General features: G+C 44.8%; 15 protein-coding genes. 7 read left to right on the forward strand and 8 right to left on the reverse strand.

Features of this window, described 5'->3' with window-relative positions:
• Nucleotides 1-219: 219 nt before the first annotated feature.
• From adk to EMM73_RS09615, 3 genes are all read left to right on the forward strand, one after another.
• On the forward strand, nucleotides 220-864 hold the full coding sequence (adk, locus tag EMM73_RS09605; protein ID WP_127686227.1) for an adenylate kinase: 645 nt from the start codon (nucleotides 220-222) through the stop codon (nucleotides 862-864).
• A gap of 198 nt (nucleotides 865-1,062) precedes the next feature.
• Entirely contained in the window at nucleotides 1,063-1,443 is a 381-nt protein-coding gene (locus tag EMM73_RS09610; protein ID WP_127686228.1) for an MAPEG family protein, read from the forward strand.
• 3 nt (nucleotides 1,444-1,446) lie between these two features.
• Nucleotides 1,447-2,187: an alpha/beta fold hydrolase gene (locus EMM73_RS09615; protein ID WP_127686229.1), complete on the forward strand. Its 741-nt coding sequence runs from the start codon at nucleotides 1,447-1,449 to the stop codon at nucleotides 2,185-2,187.
• Between the two features lie 72 nt (nucleotides 2,188-2,259).
• Here EMM73_RS09615 and EMM73_RS09620 read toward each other — a convergent pair whose 3' ends face one another.
• Entirely contained in the window at nucleotides 2,260-2,703 is a 444-nt protein-coding gene (locus EMM73_RS09620) for an Hsp20 family protein (RefSeq protein ID WP_127686230.1), read from the reverse strand.
• Between the two features lie 188 nt (nucleotides 2,704-2,891).
• Nucleotides 2,892-3,500: a thiol peroxidase gene (tpx, locus tag EMM73_RS09625; protein WP_127686231.1), complete on the reverse strand. Its 609-nt coding sequence runs from the start codon at nucleotides 3,498-3,500 to the stop codon at nucleotides 2,892-2,894.
• A gap of 145 nt (nucleotides 3,501-3,645) precedes the next feature.
• On the opposite strand from tpx, the gene EMM73_RS09630 reads away from it, so the two are divergent.
• Both EMM73_RS09630 and EMM73_RS09635 read left to right on the forward strand, forming a co-directional pair.
• Nucleotides 3,646-4,677 carry a response regulator gene (locus tag EMM73_RS09630; RefSeq protein ID WP_127686232.1) on the forward strand — a complete coding sequence of 344 codons (1,032 nt, stop codon included), beginning with the start codon at nucleotides 3,646-3,648 and terminating at the stop codon, nucleotides 4,675-4,677.
• The gene (locus tag EMM73_RS09635; RefSeq protein ID WP_127686233.1) at nucleotides 4,678-5,634 is read left to right on the forward strand and encodes a sensor domain-containing diguanylate cyclase; all 957 of its coding nucleotides are present in this window, start codon (nucleotides 4,678-4,680) and stop codon (nucleotides 5,632-5,634) included. It abuts the gene before it with no gap.
• Nucleotides 5,635-5,694: 60 nt separating this feature from the next.
• On the opposite strand, the gene EMM73_RS09640 is transcribed toward EMM73_RS09635, so the two are convergent.
• The 4 genes from EMM73_RS09640 to EMM73_RS09655 form a co-directional block, all read right to left on the reverse strand.
• Nucleotides 5,695-7,197: a SpoVR family protein gene (locus EMM73_RS09640; protein ID WP_127686234.1), complete on the reverse strand. Its 1,503-nt coding sequence runs from the start codon at nucleotides 7,195-7,197 to the stop codon at nucleotides 5,695-5,697.
• A 23-nt stretch (nucleotides 7,198-7,220) separates the two neighbouring features.
• Nucleotides 7,221-8,489: a YeaH/YhbH family protein gene (locus tag EMM73_RS09645; RefSeq protein ID WP_127686235.1), complete on the reverse strand. Its 1,269-nt coding sequence runs from the start codon at nucleotides 8,487-8,489 to the stop codon at nucleotides 7,221-7,223.
• A gap of 21 nt (nucleotides 8,490-8,510) precedes the next feature.
• Nucleotides 8,511-10,433 carry a PrkA family serine protein kinase gene (locus tag EMM73_RS09650; RefSeq protein WP_127686236.1) on the reverse strand — a complete coding sequence of 641 codons (1,923 nt, stop codon included), beginning with the start codon at nucleotides 10,431-10,433 and terminating at the stop codon, nucleotides 8,511-8,513.
• A gap of 230 nt (nucleotides 10,434-10,663) precedes the next feature.
• The gene (locus EMM73_RS09655) at nucleotides 10,664-11,248 is read right to left on the reverse strand and encodes a Fe-Mn family superoxide dismutase (RefSeq protein WP_127686237.1); all 585 of its coding nucleotides are present in this window, start codon (nucleotides 11,246-11,248) and stop codon (nucleotides 10,664-10,666) included.
• Between the two features lie 224 nt (nucleotides 11,249-11,472).
• Here EMM73_RS09655 and EMM73_RS09660 point away from each other — a divergent pair, with 224 nt between their 5' ends.
• A complete protein-coding gene (locus EMM73_RS09660) occupies nucleotides 11,473-11,811 on the forward strand; it encodes a Grx4 family monothiol glutaredoxin (RefSeq protein ID WP_127686238.1) in 339 nt (112 codons plus the stop codon).
• A 64-nt stretch (nucleotides 11,812-11,875) separates the two neighbouring features.
• On the opposite strand, the gene rnt is transcribed toward EMM73_RS09660, so the two are convergent.
• The gene (gene rnt / locus EMM73_RS09665) at nucleotides 11,876-12,553 is read right to left on the reverse strand and encodes a ribonuclease T (protein WP_127686239.1); all 678 of its coding nucleotides are present in this window, start codon (nucleotides 12,551-12,553) and stop codon (nucleotides 11,876-11,878) included.
• Between the two features lie 129 nt (nucleotides 12,554-12,682).
• On the opposite strand from rnt, the gene EMM73_RS09670 reads away from it, so the two are divergent.
• Nucleotides 12,683-13,546: a flagellar protein MotY gene (locus EMM73_RS09670; protein WP_127686240.1), complete on the forward strand. Its 864-nt coding sequence runs from the start codon at nucleotides 12,683-12,685 to the stop codon at nucleotides 13,544-13,546.
• A gap of 63 nt (nucleotides 13,547-13,609) precedes the next feature.
• On the opposite strand, the gene mnmC is transcribed toward EMM73_RS09670, so the two are convergent.
• Complete coding sequence (gene mnmC / locus EMM73_RS09675) at nucleotides 13,610-15,454, reverse strand: bifunctional tRNA (5-methylaminomethyl-2-thiouridine)(34)-methyltransferase MnmD/FAD-dependent 5-carboxymethylaminomethyl-2-thiouridine(34) oxidoreductase MnmC (RefSeq protein WP_127686241.1); 1,845 nt, start codon at nucleotides 15,452-15,454, stop codon at nucleotides 13,610-13,612.
• Nucleotides 15,455-15,604 lie beyond the last annotated feature (150 nt).

Raw genomic sequence — 15,604 nt, forward strand, 5'->3', positions numbered from 1 at the left:
AGCTAACTGTCTTTATTCATCTTTTTTGCTAAAAGACCCCTTTTCGACCTAAGACAGCACTGAATTGGCTATTGTAGTAGGTTATCCTACCAAAGTAGGCTTGACTGGCGCGTATCAGGTAAGACAAGCAGACAAATTCCTTGTCTGATGATGCGCATTATGTAAAGATTCATCCCCTATAACAAATGGTTCATTCCCAGGTTAATTGAGGGTCTTTGTATGCGTATTATTTTGTTGGGTGCCCCGGGTGCTGGAAAAGGAACTCAGGCGCAGTTTCTGATGAACAAGTATGGGATCCCGCAAATTTCTACTGGTGACATGTTGCGTGCTGCCATTAAAGAGGGCACTGCTTTAGGTCTGGCTGCAAAGCAAGTGATGGATGCAGGCCAGTTGGTTTCAGACGATTTAATTATTGGTTTAGTAAAAGAGCGCATCAGTAAAGACGATTGTGCTAAAGGCTTTTTATTAGACGGATTCCCGCGCACTATACCTCAAGCTGATGCGATGAAAGCTAATGGCGTGATAGTGGATCATGTGATTGAATTTGATGTGCCTGACGATGTGATTGTTGAGCGTATGAGCGGCCGTCGTGTGCACCCGGCTTCAGGTCGTGTCTATCACGTTAGCTACAATCCGCCAAAAGTCGAAGGCAAAGATGACTTAACTGGCGAAGATCTGGTGATCCGTGAAGACGATAAAGAAGAGACAGTGCGTAAGCGTTTAGGTATTTACCACGAACAAACTGAATTACTGGTCGGCTATTACCGCGAAGAGGCCGAGCAGGGCCGTACTCAGTACCATCATATGGTAGGTACTTTGCCTGTTGAGCAAGTCAGCGCAAAACTTGAGGCCTTATTAGGTTAAGTGTCTGTCGTTATAGAAAGCCCACCTTGAGTGGGCTTTTTTGTGAAGGGTAAACAGAGCATCGGAAGATGTGAAGTCTGACGCTGCTCTCTAACTGCAACAGGAACTGGATGTTTAACCGCATGCCGCTGTCTGTGCTTGCCTTATTAATTTCCAAAGCGCAGCTTTAGAGTTGCAAGAACTGCAGGGAGTGTTTTTATGACATTAGTTGTTACGTCTTTTTATACTGCTATTTTAGCGCTTTTTTACGTGCTACTGGCTGGCTTAGTGATCCGTCAGCGTTTTAAACACAGAATAGGTCTTGGCACGGGCGAACAGCCACAACTGCTGCAGACTGTGCGAATGCATGGTAACTTTGCTGAATACGTGCCGTTTTTGTTGATACTGGTGGCCTTGCTTGAGATTCAGCAGAGCCCAGTCTGGCAAGTACATCTGGTAGCTGGCTTAACCCTGGCCGGACGTGTGCTGCATGCAATAGGCTTATGGCTTAGCAGTGGTACCTCTGTCCCACGCTTTTTTGGCATGATATCAACTTTTACAGCTCTCATGGTTGGCGCTGTGTTTTTGCTGACGAAGTAACTGATGCAGGATACGGTACTTATGTTGCATAGCTCGCTCTCGAGCGGGCGCCAATGGCAAGGACTAAAACAGGCCTTAAAGGTTAATTTTCAAGTCTATAATCCTGATCTTCTCGGTTATGGCAGCAATACAAGCATTTACCCTCGTCCCATGCGTCTTGCGGACGAAGCGAGCCAGCTTTGGCCTCTGCTGAACGGAAAGCCTGCTGGATCAGTGATTAGTGTTGGGCACTCTTTTGGTGGTGCACTGGCTTTGCATATGGCCAGGGCCCGTCCAGAACTCTTTAAAGCTGTAGTACTGTTTGAGCCAGTGGCTTTTCATTTATTAAAAACAGCAGAGCCTGCTTTGTATCAAGAGGTACAGCAATTAAGCTCACAGATACACCGGCTGCAACCTGAAGATGCCGCCTCGCTTTTTATCGATTATTGGCAAGGCCAAGGTTACTTCGCTGGGCTACCGCATGTGATGCAGCAAAAGTTGACACTACAAGTTGGCAAAGTGTCTGCCGACTTTGAGGCTTTAAGTGGTGAGCCTGCAACTCTTCACGATTACGCCGCCATTCAGTGCCCCGTGTTGCTTCTCAGCGGTGAACAGAGCCAGTTATCGGCCAAGCGTTTAGCGACACTGCTGGCTGAGGCTTTACCGCAGGTAAAGTTTCAGACAGTAAAAACGGGCCACATGGGGCCCGTTACCGATGCTGAGTTGGTAAACTCTATTCTGCTTGAATTTATTCAGCAGCTCTAGGTTTTAAAATACAAGCCATGTCTAGCTTAGGCATTGTTCATCTGAGCTAATGCTTGATTAAGCAGTTGAGGTTCAACTTTGATGGCTGATGGCTGATGGCTGATTAATGGCAATTTTGCGTGGCTTCAATGCTTCAGGCACTTCGCGTACCAACTCTATGTGCAGCAGACCATGGCTCATTTGCGCACCCGTAACCTTGATATAATCAGACAGTTGAAATTTGCGTTCAAAATTACGCTCTGCTATACCCTGATGCAGGAAACGGCGACCTTCGGTTTTATCCGCTTTCTGGCCACGAACCAGCAAGGTGTTATGTTCGGTTTCAATCGACAGCTCGTTTTCATCAAAGCCAGCTATTGCCATTGTAATTCGGTACTGATCCTCACCTGTCACTTCAATATTATAAGGAGGATAAGCAGGCTGCTTTTCGTTGCGTGCAGCGGCATCCATCAGGTTGGCTAAATGATCAAAACCAATAAATGAGCGGTAAAATGGGGTGAAATCTAACGTATTCATAATCAAATCCTCTAAGGCAAATAATCTTTTCTGCTCTTCAATTGAACGAGCAATTTTTTACAGTATTTCCTAAGTATTTGCAGCGGCAGAGCAACTGCAAGTGCGGCGGAAAAAGCAGGTGCCATACGGCCACCTGCTTACTTAATAAGTGCGCTTAGAGAATTTTCAATAGAGGGCTATACAAAAATTTAAGATTTTTTGCCGGTAATTTGTGCAAGAGCAGCCATGCTGTGCGCATAATCAGGTTCTTGTGCCAGCACAGGCACTAGTTGTTGATAAGCTAAATTGCCTTTAGAATCAATGATCAATACAGCGCGTGCCAGAATGCCCATATCTTTGATCAACAGGCCGTAGTTACTGCCAAAATCGCGCCAGACGGCGTCAGATAACACCATCAACTGCTCAACTTTTTCCTGGGCACAGTAACGTTTTTGTGCGAAAGGTAAATCGGTAGAGATAGTCATCATTACTACCTGATCCGATACTTGACTGACTTCCTGATTAAACCTTTTCGTTTGCAAAGAGCAAATGCCCGTATCTACACTTGGCACTACACTGATCAATACTGTTTTACCTTTAAAATCACTCAGCTGAATTGTCTTAAATTTATCGTCTACAACTTTGAAATCCGGGGCTTGTTGCTGCAATTGCACTGGATAGCCTAGTAACTCTATCGCTTTGTTACCTGCTTTTACCTCTGATAACCGGCTGGGTAGTTGTGAATTTAAATCGACAGCCCAAGCGGCTTGACTGATGAATAGGCAACAAGTGAGTGTTTTTATCAAATTTAATGGCATTCTAATGTCTCCCGGCCTGGTTGAACTGCTTAAAGTGAAAAAAACTGTAGGTGTTGTTTATTTTTTGTCAGATACTACACTTGGTTAGCGCAGAGCCGTATTTCTGGCTACACTGAAAATCAACAATACGTGAAGTGAGCCGTAAATGGTAGCAGCAGTTTTGATATGTGACGATTCCAATCTTGCGCGTAAACAAATGGCAAGATCTTTACCTGCAGAGTGGCAGCAAAATGTTAAATTTGCCGGTCATGGCGGGGAGGCCTTAGATATTTTGCAGCGCCAGTCTATCGATCTACTTTTTCTTGATTTGAATATGCCTATACTGGATGGCTATCAGGTACTTGCTGCTATCCAGCAACAGCAGTTGCCTGTGAAAACCATAGTTGTTTCTGGTGACATTCAACCCGAAGCCCGCGAGAGGGTGTTATCTTACGGTGCTTTGGACTTTATTAAAAAACCTGTAGATCAGGAAAAGCTAAATCATGTGTTAGGTTTGGTTGAGCAAAAAACTATTCAGCAACAAGAAGAAGCCAAAAACGATCCCAAAAAGGCTGCAGTGAGAAGCCATAGCTCATTTACTCTCTCTAATGACTTACGTGATGTATTTCAAGAGCTGAGTAATGTGGCCATGGGGCAGGCTGGTGATTTGTTAGCCCGCCTCCTCAATGTCTTTGTCAAACTCCCTATCCCCAATGTAAATGTGATTGAAGTCAGTGAATTGCATATGGCGATAGCATCCGTTGAGCAAAAAGAGAACACCTCAGCTATTTGTCAGGGCTTTATTGGTGGTGGCGTTGCTGGCGAAGCCTTGTTGATCTTAAACGATTCTAGTTTTAAAGACATCGCCAGATTGATGCAATATGACGGTGAGCTAACCACTAAGGTTGAACTGGAGCTTTTGATGGACATCTCCAACATTTTGATTGGTGCTGTGCTCAAAGGACTGGCTGAACAAATAGATATGACCTTCAGTCAGGGGCATCCCGTGGTTTTAGGGCAGCATGCTCCTGTAAGCGAACTGATTAAAGCCAACGCCAGACGTTGGCGTCGAACTTTGGCTATAGAAATTAGTTATGGTATTGAGAATTACAATATCAGCTGTGATTTGTTGCTGCTCTTTACGGAAGACAGTATTAAAACCCTGAATTATAAAGTCGAATTCCTGCTGGAAGATTAAATGTCACAAAACAACGTAGAAGTATCCGAAATCCACTGGTTGATGGACATGTTCCAGACGGTTGACGTTGGCCTGGTGGTATTGTCAGCTGATTACCGCATTCAGGTGTGGAACGGCTTTATGGAAAATCACAGTGGTCTGACACCACGCCAGGTCCGTGACAGATACCTGTTTGATTTATTCTCAGAAATTGACGAAGACTGGTTGCGACGCAAATGTGACCCTGTCATTTTATTAAAAAACCGGGCATTTACGATTTGGGAGCAACGGCCTTATATTTTCAAGTTTCGCAATTACCGTCCTATTACAGGTTCAGCTGAGTATATGTATCAAAACAGTACTATATTTCCGCTGACCGATACTATGGGTAGAGTCACTCATCTCTGTCTTATCATTTACGACGTAACTGATGTAGCAGTAAGCAGAATAGAGCTTGAGTCGATGAATGGCCATTTGCGTACTTTATCGAAAACAGACTTCCTGACAGGGTTGAATAACAGAGGTTTCTGGGAAGAGGCGCTGATTAAAGAGTACAAGCGCATTCAGCGCAGCGGCAACCATAGTACCCTTTTAATGTGCGATATTGATCACTTTAAGCGTGTTAACGATACCTATGGCCATTCGGCTGGTGATGCCGTGATCCAGCATGTTGCTGCCGCAGTGAAGAAAAATTTGCGCAGCACAGATGTGGCAGGCCGGTATGGTGGAGAAGAATTCTCTGTTTTGTTGCTGGATACTACTGTAGAGCAAGCGATGTTTTTTGCTGAACGTTTGCGGAAAAATGTTGAAGCTATGTCGGTGGAATATAACCAGCAAATTGTAAAAGTGACCGTCAGTATAGGTGTGTCTGAATACAATGAAACTATGACGGAGTATCGGGACTGGCTTGAAGCGGCGGATAAATCTTTATACCAATCCAAGGCTGCGGGGCGTAACCGCATTACCAAAGCTGAATGAAAAAGGGGGTAAACACATTGTTCAGGTTAATTAATAATGTGTTTTGCCCCCCATTCGAATCTATAGAGGACAGCTACCTAAGAACTTCACACTACCGTCTTCGTTAAGTTGCTCCAGTTGCACATTAAAACCCCATAACCTATGGACATGTTTCAACACTTGCTGGAAGTTGTCGGCCAGTGGAATGCGCTGATTCGGGATAAACCTTAAAGTTAAACTACGGTCACCTGTGATGTTCGCGCTGTACACCTGAATATTGGGTTCAATGTTGCTTAAATTATACTGGGCTGACAATGTCTGGCGGATTTGCTGGTAGCCTTCAGCATTATGAATAGCAGCTACTTCTAAAGTACTTTCTTTGTCATCGTCTGTGATGGCGAATAAATGAAAGTCCCGGATAATTTTGGGCGATAAATACTGGCTGATAAAACTCTCGTCTTTAAAATTTTGCATCGCAAAATGCAAGGTATCTAACCAGTTTGAACCTGCAATATCCGGAAACCATTCTTTATCCTCTTCGGTTGGTTGTTCGCAAATGCGCCGTAAATCAGTAAACATGGCGTAACCCAAAGCATAAGGATTAATACCCGAGTAATATTTACTGTGATACTCAGGCTGAAACACTACATTAGTATGGTTATGCAGCACTTCCAGAATAAACTTGTCCGTGACTAAGTTCTCCTGATACAGGTGCTGCAATATGGTGTAATGCCAGAAGGTTGCCCAGCCCTCATTCATCACTTGGGTTTGTTTTTGCGGGTAAAAATACTGCGAGATTTTTCGTACTATGCGTACTACTTCACGCTGCCAGGGCTTGAGCAGCGGCGCATTTTTTTCAATAAAATACAAAATATTTTCCTGAGGCTCTGATGGAAAACGGTATTCATGCTCTGCAGATAAATGGTTTTTGTTCGGAATGGTTTTCCATAGCTGATTGACCTGGGATTGCAGATAAGCTTCTCTGTCTTGCTGGCGTTTTTGTTCTTCATCCATCGATATTTTCTGTGGTCTTTTGTATCGGTCGACGCCGTAGTTCATCAGGGCATGACAGGAATCCAGCATGTCTTCCACCTCACTGATACCGTATTTTTCTTCACAGTGACTTAAGTACTGCTTGGCAAATACCAGATAATCGATAATGGATGATGCATCAGTCCAGCTGCGAAACAGGTAATTGTTTTTGAAAAAAGAATTGTGACCATAACAGGCATGCGCCATCACCAGCGCCTGCATGGTCACGGTGTTTTCTTCCATCAGATACGCAATACAAGGATTGGAGTTAATCACAATCTCGTACGCCAGCCCCATAAAGCCACGTTTGTAGTTTTGTTCGGTTTGGATAAATTTTTTACCATAAGACCAGTGGTTATAGCCAATAGGCATGCCGACACTGGAATAGGCGTCCATCATTTGTTCGGCGGTAATCACTTCAATCTGATTGGGGTAGGTGTCCAGTTTATAAAGTTTGGCAACCCGTTCTATTTCGGCCTGATACTGCTCCAGTAACTCAAAGCTCCAGTCCGGGCCATCGGATAGTGGTTGTTTTTGTGCAACAGAAGACATAAGCAACTCCCTGAAGTCAGTAGCTAAGCGGCCTGTTTTTTGAAGAGCTCACGAAATACAGGATAGATGTCCGCAACTTGCCGTATTGGCTGGATAGCAAAGTTATCAAAGCTCTGCTGAATTTTTTCGTATTCAAGCCATAAGCTTTGATGTGGCCTTGGAGTAATTTCAATGTAAGCGTAATAACGTACAAGGGGTAAAATTTGTTGCGACAGTAAATCAGCACATAATGGGCTATCATCGGCCCAGTTGTCACCGTCCGAGGCTTGCGCGGCATAAATGTTCCATTCTGCTGGGTCATATCTGTCTTTGACAATATCGGCCATCATTTTTAGCGCGCTGGACACTATAGTGCCGCCTGTTTCTTGTGAGTAAAAAAACTCTTGTTCGTCCACTTCCTTTGCCTGGGTATGGTGGCGGATATACACCACTTCGACATTTTTATAGCTACGGCTTAAAAACATATACAGCAATATATAAAAACGTTTCGCCATATCCTTAGTTGGTTGATCCATAGAGCCTGACACATCCATCAGGCAAAACATCACCGCCTTACTGGTAGGTTCAGGTCTTTTTTGGAAATTACGAAAACGTAAATCAAAGCTGTCAATAAAAGGCACTGCGCCTATTCTTTTCTCCAACTGCGCGATTTGCTCCCGCAGTGCCATCAGTTGATACTGATCCGGTACAGGTTCTGCTTCAACCAAGCCTAATTTCGCCTCCAGTTCATGCAATTCTCGCTTTTTCCCTGCGGTCATAGCAACACGGCGGGCTAGTGATCCTTGTAGTGATCGCACTATATCAATATTAGTGGGCACGCCTTCAGAGCGAAAACCAGCCCGCACATTTTTGTATTGCACCAGTTTATCCAACTGATTTTTTTTCAGATTGGGCAGTTCTAAATCTTCAAATAACAAATCCAGGTATTCGTCTTTGGATATCGAAAACACAAACTCGTCTTCGCCCTCACCATCTGCACTGGCGTCGCCCTGGCCTGAACCACTGCCTTGCCCGCCTTGAGGCCGTTTGATTTTATCGCCAGGGCTGAACTGGTCATTGCCAGGGTGTACACGTTCTCTATGACCGCCCTGACCCTGATGGAAAAAAGGTTCAGTTATATCTTTGCCGGGAATAGAGACTTTCTCACCCTTGTTGATGTCAGTGACGCTGCGTTTGCTGATGGCATCAGACACAGCTTGTTTAATTTGCTGCTTATAACGGCGGATAAAGCGCTGTCTGTTGACAGCACTTTTGTTTTTTCCATTTAGACGGCGGTCGATAAAATGCGCCATACAACCTCCAAGGCTCTGCCTCTACTGCGACTTGCGAACCCGTAAATACCATTCGCTCAGTAAGCGTACTTGTTTACGGGTGTAGCCTTTTTCCATCATACGGTCGACAAAATCATCATGTTTTTTCTGATCGTCGGTCGAGGTTTTGGCATTAAAGGAAATCACAGGCAGCAGCTCTTCGGTGCTGGAGAACATCTTTTTCTCTATCACAGTGCGAAGTTTTTCATAGCTGGTCCAGGTTGGATTTTTACCATTATTCTTGGCTTTGGCCCTTAGTACAAAATTAACGATTTCATTGCGAAAATCTTTTGGATTACTAATGCCTGCCGGCTTTTCGATTTTTTCCAGCTCAGCGTTCAGTGCAGCTCTGTCAAACAACTGACCGGTTTCGGGGTCACGGTATTCCTGATCCTGGATCCAGAAATCAGCATAAATGACATAGCGGTCAAAAATATTCTGGCCGTATTCAGAGTAGGATTCCAAATAAGCGGTTTGAATTTCTTTGCCGATAAACTCTACGTATTTCGGAATTAAATAGCCTTTTAAGTGCTCCAGATAACGCTCTGACACGTCGGTCGGAAATTGTTCCCGCTCTATTTGCTGTTCCAGCACATAAAACAGATGCACAGGGTTGGCTGCCACTTCAGTGGAGTCAAAGTTAAAGACCCGGGATAGAATTTTAAAAGCAAAACGGGTGGATAAACCCGACATGCCTTCGTCTACGCCGGCGTAATCGCGGTATTCCTGATAGGACTTGGCTTTGGGGTCTGTGTCTTTTAAACTTTCGCCGTCATAGACCCGCATTTTGGAATACAGGCTGGAGTTTTCCGGCGCTTTTAAACGCGATAGCACGGCAAATTGAGCCAACGAGGTTAAGGTCGCAGGAGAGCAAGGTGCGATTTTTAACTCACTGTGTTCCAATAGTTTTTCGTAAATTTTGACTTCTTCAGATACCCGCAGGCAATAAGGCACTTTGACAATATAAACCCTGTCTAAGAAGGCCTCGTTGTTTTTGTTATTGCGAAAGGTTTGCCATTCCGACTCGTTGCTGTGCGCCAGAATAATACCTTCAAAGGGCAGCGCAGCTAAACCTTCAGTACCATTGTAATTACCCTCCTGTGTGGCAGTTAATAGTGGATGCAGCACTTTAATAGGCGCTTTAAACATCTCAACAAACTCCATCAGGCCTTGATTGGCACGGCATAAAGCGCCTGAATAAGCGTAGGCATCCGGATCGTTTTGGGAAAAATGCTCCAGCTGGCGTATATCTACTTTACCTACCAAAGACGCGATGTCCTGATTGTTTTCATCGCCAGGCTCAGTTTTAGCAATACAAATTTGATCCAGAATGGAAGGGTATTTTTTGACTACTTTAAACTGACTGATATCACCATTAAATTCATGCAGACGTTTACTGGCCCAGGGCGACATAATGGTTTTAAGGTAACGCTTGGGAATGCCGTATTCCTGCTCCAGAATAGTGCCATCTTCGTTGACATCAAACAGACACAAAGGGCTGTCATAAACAGGTGAACCTTTAATGTAATACACAGGCACTTGCTGCATCAGCGATTTTAGCTTTTCAGCTAAGGATGATTTACCGCCACCTACAGGGCCTAGCAGGTATAAAATTTGTTTGCGCTCTTCCAGTCCCTGAGCTGAGTGTTTCAGGTACGAGACAATTTGCTCTATCGCATCCTCCATGCCATAAAACTCGGCAAAAGCCGGATAACGGCCAATAACGCGATTGGAAAACAGGCGGCTTAGTTTAGGGTCCTGTGCTGTGTCAATCAACTCAGGTTGACCTATAGCCACTAAGAGGCGTTCAGCTGCGCTCGCATAACAACTTTTGTCTTTTTTACACAGCTCCAGATACTCCTGGATGCTGTATTCCTCTTCTTTGGCTGCTTCGTATCTGGATTTGTAGTGCTCAAAAATGCCCATAGTGCACCTCCGAAACTGGTCTGTGGGAACTGAATGCAAATAAAGCCACTGTTGTAAGGTTAGACAGTAAAAAAGCGCTTCGCTCAACTAATTCACAGAAAAATATGAATTTTTTTGTAGCGATGAGTGAACAGAACAGTAAAGCTGTTGGGAGGTAGAGTGTGGACTTGAATTAGGAACTGAATAAAAAGCCCGGCGAACCGGGCTTTAATTTTTACAGCAACAGCAGATTAAGCCGCGAAGTTTGCCGCAGCAAATTCCCAGTTGATCAATGCCCAGAATGCATTTAAGTAAGTTGGGCGCGCATTGCGGAAATCGATGTAGTAAGCGTGTTCCCACAGATCCACAGTCATCAGTGCAGTCACTGAGCTGTCAGTCAGCGGTGTGCCAGCATTGCTGGTGTTGACGATATCCAAAGAACCGTCCGCTTTCTTCACTAACCAGGTCCAGCTTGAACCGAAGTTGTTGACGGCTTTGTCATTAAAAGCAGTCTGGAATGCAGAAAAAGAGCCCCACTGCGCGGTAATAGCATCAGCTAAAGCACCAGTAGGTTCGCCGCCACCATTTGGTGATAAGCAGTTCCAGTAAAAAGTATGGTTCCAGATCTGAGCCGCGTTATTAAATACCGGACCTTGAGAAGTACGAATGATGTCTTCTAAAGATTTACCTGCGAATTCAGTACCTTCAACCAGTGAATTTAATTTCACAACATAGGCGTTATGGTGCTTGCCATGGTGATAATCCAGAGTTTCAGGAGAGATATGAGGTAATAATGCGTCTTTTGCGAAAGGTAATGCTGGTAATTCGAAAGCCATTGTCGTTCTCCGTAGGCGTTGTTTATGAGGTCTGCATCGCGTAGACTACAAAACCCGACTAAATTACTCAAGTTTTAGTCGTAAATTTCATAGTCTGAGTTTATTGCACTGCAAATGTCTGCTTCCCATGTTCTTGGGGCACATTGTAAGATCTCAAGTGCTAAATGAACAAACTCAGCGTAAAATGAGACAATTTTTAAACCCAGTAGTGTCAGAGGCTGAAGATGGAAACCATTGAGAAAATTAAACAACAGTTGGTTGATAACCCAATCATTATTTACATGAAAGGTTCGCCAAAATTACCGAGTTGCGGTTTTTCAGCTCAGGCTTCTCAAGCCCTGATTGCATGTGGCCAACCTTTTGCGTTTGTCGACATTCTGCAAAATCCGGATATCCGTGCTGAATTACCAAAATATGCCAACTGGCCAACTTTCCCACAGTTATGGGTTGAGGGTGAACTGATTGGTGGTTGTGACATTATTCTGGAAATGTTCCAGCGCGGTGAATTGCAGCCAATAATTAACCAGACTGCAGCAAAGTACAACAGCGAAAGCGCAGAGTAGATGCTGAAACTGGGGTCAGATCACATTAGTTATGCGTAACTAATGTGATCTGCCCCCAGTTTTATTATGCAGGATTGGATTCGCTGCTTTCCTCTGAATCGCAATCATCCATCAGCATAGGGGGCGGCCAGCCGCCGAGTTGATGCCAGCGGTTAACTATGTAGCAAAACAGCTCAGCCGTGCGTTCCGTGTCATACAAAGCGCTATGCGCTTCTTTATTGTCAAAATCAATACCAGCTTGTTTACATGCTTTTGCCAGAACGGTCTGACCCAAAGCCAATGCCGACAAAGTCGTGGTATCAAAAGACACAAAAGCGTGAAAAGGCGAACGTTTTAATTTAATTCGATCAATAGCTGCATTTAAAAAGCCCTGATCAAAAGCTGCATTATGAGCCACAACCACAGCACGTTGACAGTCAGCATCCTTCTGAGCCTTACGTACAGCTCGGCAAATTTCAGTCAGGGCTTCCCGTTCTGAAACTGCGCCGCGAAGCGGGTTGTAGGGGTCTATACCATTAAAAGCCAAGGAGCTTGCTTCCATATTGGCCCCCTCAAAAGGTTCAATATGAAAATGTAAAGTCTGGCTTGGAACAAGCATGCCTTTTTCGTCTATAGTCAACAAAGTTGCAGCGATTTCTAACAATGCATCTGTTTTTGCATTAAAGCCTGCGGTTTCTACGTCGATAACAACAGGGAAGTAGCCACGAAAACGTTGTGCTAACGGATGTAAAGCTTGAGTCATAAGACCTGTGTCCTGATAAGATTGGCGGGTATTATGCCAAATAAATTGCAAAGCGTCTTGTTTGAGTACCTTGTTTGTCCGGGTTGAAGTTGAAAAACAGCGGGTGTTGAGATGAAAAAAGGGAAACCTATGCGATATAAGCTTGCGCTGGTTCTGCTGGGGCTCACTGCTCATGCTGAAGCAGGATTACGCCAGTATTCAGCTACTATCGATAAATCCAGTTGGTCTTTGGTGCAAAATTCGCCCTTGTTGTGCGAACTCAGTCATCCTATTCCACATTTTGGTGAAGCTTTTTTTCGAAGTGTCGCTGGCAAAGAACTCAATATGCAGTTCGAACTGAGTATGCTGCGTTTACCCGATCATTATGCATTGGCTGAGGTCTTGTCTGTTCCGCCTGTTTGGCGGCCTGGTGAACAGGCTAAAGCTATCACTAGTATGAAAATTTTAAAGCAGTTTGATGGTGATTTGGGTAAAGCTGAAAGTTGGATCATGCTGACAGAGCTGGAGCAGGGCTATAGCCCAACTTTTTATTTCTCTGATTGGTATAGTCCGTATGACAGAGTTAGTGTGTCACTGAATCCTGTACATTTTATGACAGCCATGGATCAATTCAGCCTTTGTGTTAGCTCGTTGCTACCTTACACATTTGATGATATTGCTTTTACTGTGTTGACTTATGAGTCCGGTGGTGATGAGCTGACCAAGGCCTCTAAAAAACGTTTGGACCAAATTGCTGAATATTTAAAGCATGATCAAAGTATCGAAAGTATCGATATCCAAGCTTACAGTGATTCCTTTGGAGGCCGTTGGATGAATGAACAGTTGTCTATCAAGCGTGCCGAGACTATTAAGGCGCGCCTGATTAGCTTTGGTTTGGAAGAAAGTCGAATTCGCACTGAAGGCTTGGGTGAAAAACGTCACGTAGCCTCTAATGAAAGCTCGCTAGGCAGAGCTAAAAACCGTCGTGTTGTTATTCAGATGGAAAAGCCCTGACACCAGGGCTTTTGAAACGGGGGCTCTGTCATCGCTCTTTGTGCTATGCCCTGGGTAATGCGCTTATTCCTTCGGGGTATGATGAAGATAACGTTGTAAATCAATACTATCAAGCTGTTGTACCGTTAAAGGTAAGGGCTCTTTTGTGATGGCGCAAGCTAGAACTTCAGCCAGTAAAGGCGCCCAGGTTAAACCGCGAGCGCCTAAAGCTCCAAAGCGCCACAGTTGTTTTTGCTGACCAAGCACTGGCATATGATCAGGTACTGTCGCGCGTAAACCTGCTTTGGCGGACACCACTGCTGCGTCTTCAAACCACTCTGGTTGTCCCAATGTTTGATTGACCAAATCGAGATTCTGTTGGTTGTCGGCGTCAAGCACCTCGCTGTGCCCACTGCTACGGTCAAAGGTTGCCCCTACACAATGCAGTTGCTGGTATGCAGGAGTGATGTAACCCTGATGACAAACGACAGTTTTTAGTGGCGTCATCGTCTGGCTTTGCAGATGACTGACCTGCCCACGGATTTGCCGCAGTGGAAAAGATCCCTGATGATCCAGACTGTTTAAATCCGCGCCTGTTGCCAGCACTACTGTAGCGACTTGCAAAGTTCCGGCTGTGGTTTCCACAGTACAATGCCGTTCTTGTTGAGTGATTGCTTGCACTTGAGTGTTGTACTGAATGTCGATACCTCGGCTGCTAAGCCATAGAGCCATCTGCTGGCAATACTGTTGTGGGCATAACCAGCCTGCTGTGGGAAAAAATAAGCCGTCATAAGGCAGAGCCAGCCCTGCAATCTCACCAGCTTGCTCTTTGGTTACAGCTTTAAATAAGCCACTTGTGGCAAAGGGTTGTAGCTGGATTTTATGCTGGCGTTTAACAAGGTTGTCGTTACAGGCGAGCGTTAATACGCCACACCAGTCAGCTGCCACTGTCAGATTCTCCAGCCATGTTGCGTAAAACTGTCTTGCGTATAAGAAGCTCTGGCAACTTAAAGACGACATCAGATCGTAAGTTGCGTGCAAGTTAGGGTACACTGCACCTTGGCGATTGTGAGAAGCGCCCATGCCCGCTTCTGCGTCTGTACAGAGTAATTGGACTTTTAATCCTTTTTGCCATAACGCAAAAGCCGCATTAATGCCTGCTACACCCGCACCTATAACCATGACGTTGTCTGGTCGCTCTAGGTTCAATTCTGCAGCCCGTTCTGCACTTGCAATCAACATTTCACGCTTTTGACCATGGCCTTTGGTTTTACTGGCAGAAAAACCGGCATCGTTTAAACCACGACGGACAAAACCAGCACAGGTAAAAGTAGAAGCCGTAGTACCGCTGTGGCTTAGTCTGAACATTTGGTTAAACAAATTTTGCTGCCACATATCCGGATTTTTACTTGGGGCAAAACCGTCCAAAAACCAGGCATCGACTTTGTTATGCTCTGGCACTTGCGGCAGTAGTTCATTAACATCTCCCAGCCACAAATCCAGCACCACAGAACCATCATCGAAGCTCATTCGATGCGGGCCTGGTAAAGCAACAGGGTAGCTCTCTACCAACAAATTGGTTAGCTCAGCCAGTTGCGGCCAGGCCGCTAAAGCTTTGGTTAAGTCTGCTTTACTAAAAGGATATTTTTCAAAACTACTGAAGTACAGTCGTTGACAAGTCACAGCATCGGCTTTGTATTGTCGAAAACGTAGCCAGGTCAGCAGAAAGTTCAGGCCAGTACCAAATCCTGTTTCGGCGATATGAAAAAAAGCACGTGGATGAGTAAACCAACGTTGAGGTAGCTGATTTTTATGTAAAAACACATAATCAGTCTCGTCCAGGCCACCATTGTCGGAAAAATATATATCGCCAAACAAGTCTGAAACCGGTGTACCAGCGTCGTTGTAGTGAACTTGAGCCTGTTGCAAGGAAGTAGAACCCTATCGAAAAAGAATAAGTTATTGTAACTTAGCCGCAATACAAATAGATAATAGTGTACAACTGTGCGCTGAAAGCGGACCAGTTTCGAAAAGAAACTCCGTACAATGTGGCGCAATTACTAAAAGACATCCGATTTT

The organism is Rheinheimera sediminis, from assembly GCF_004005375.1.
Taxonomy (GTDB): Bacteria; Pseudomonadota; Gammaproteobacteria; order Enterobacterales; family Alteromonadaceae; genus Pararheinheimera.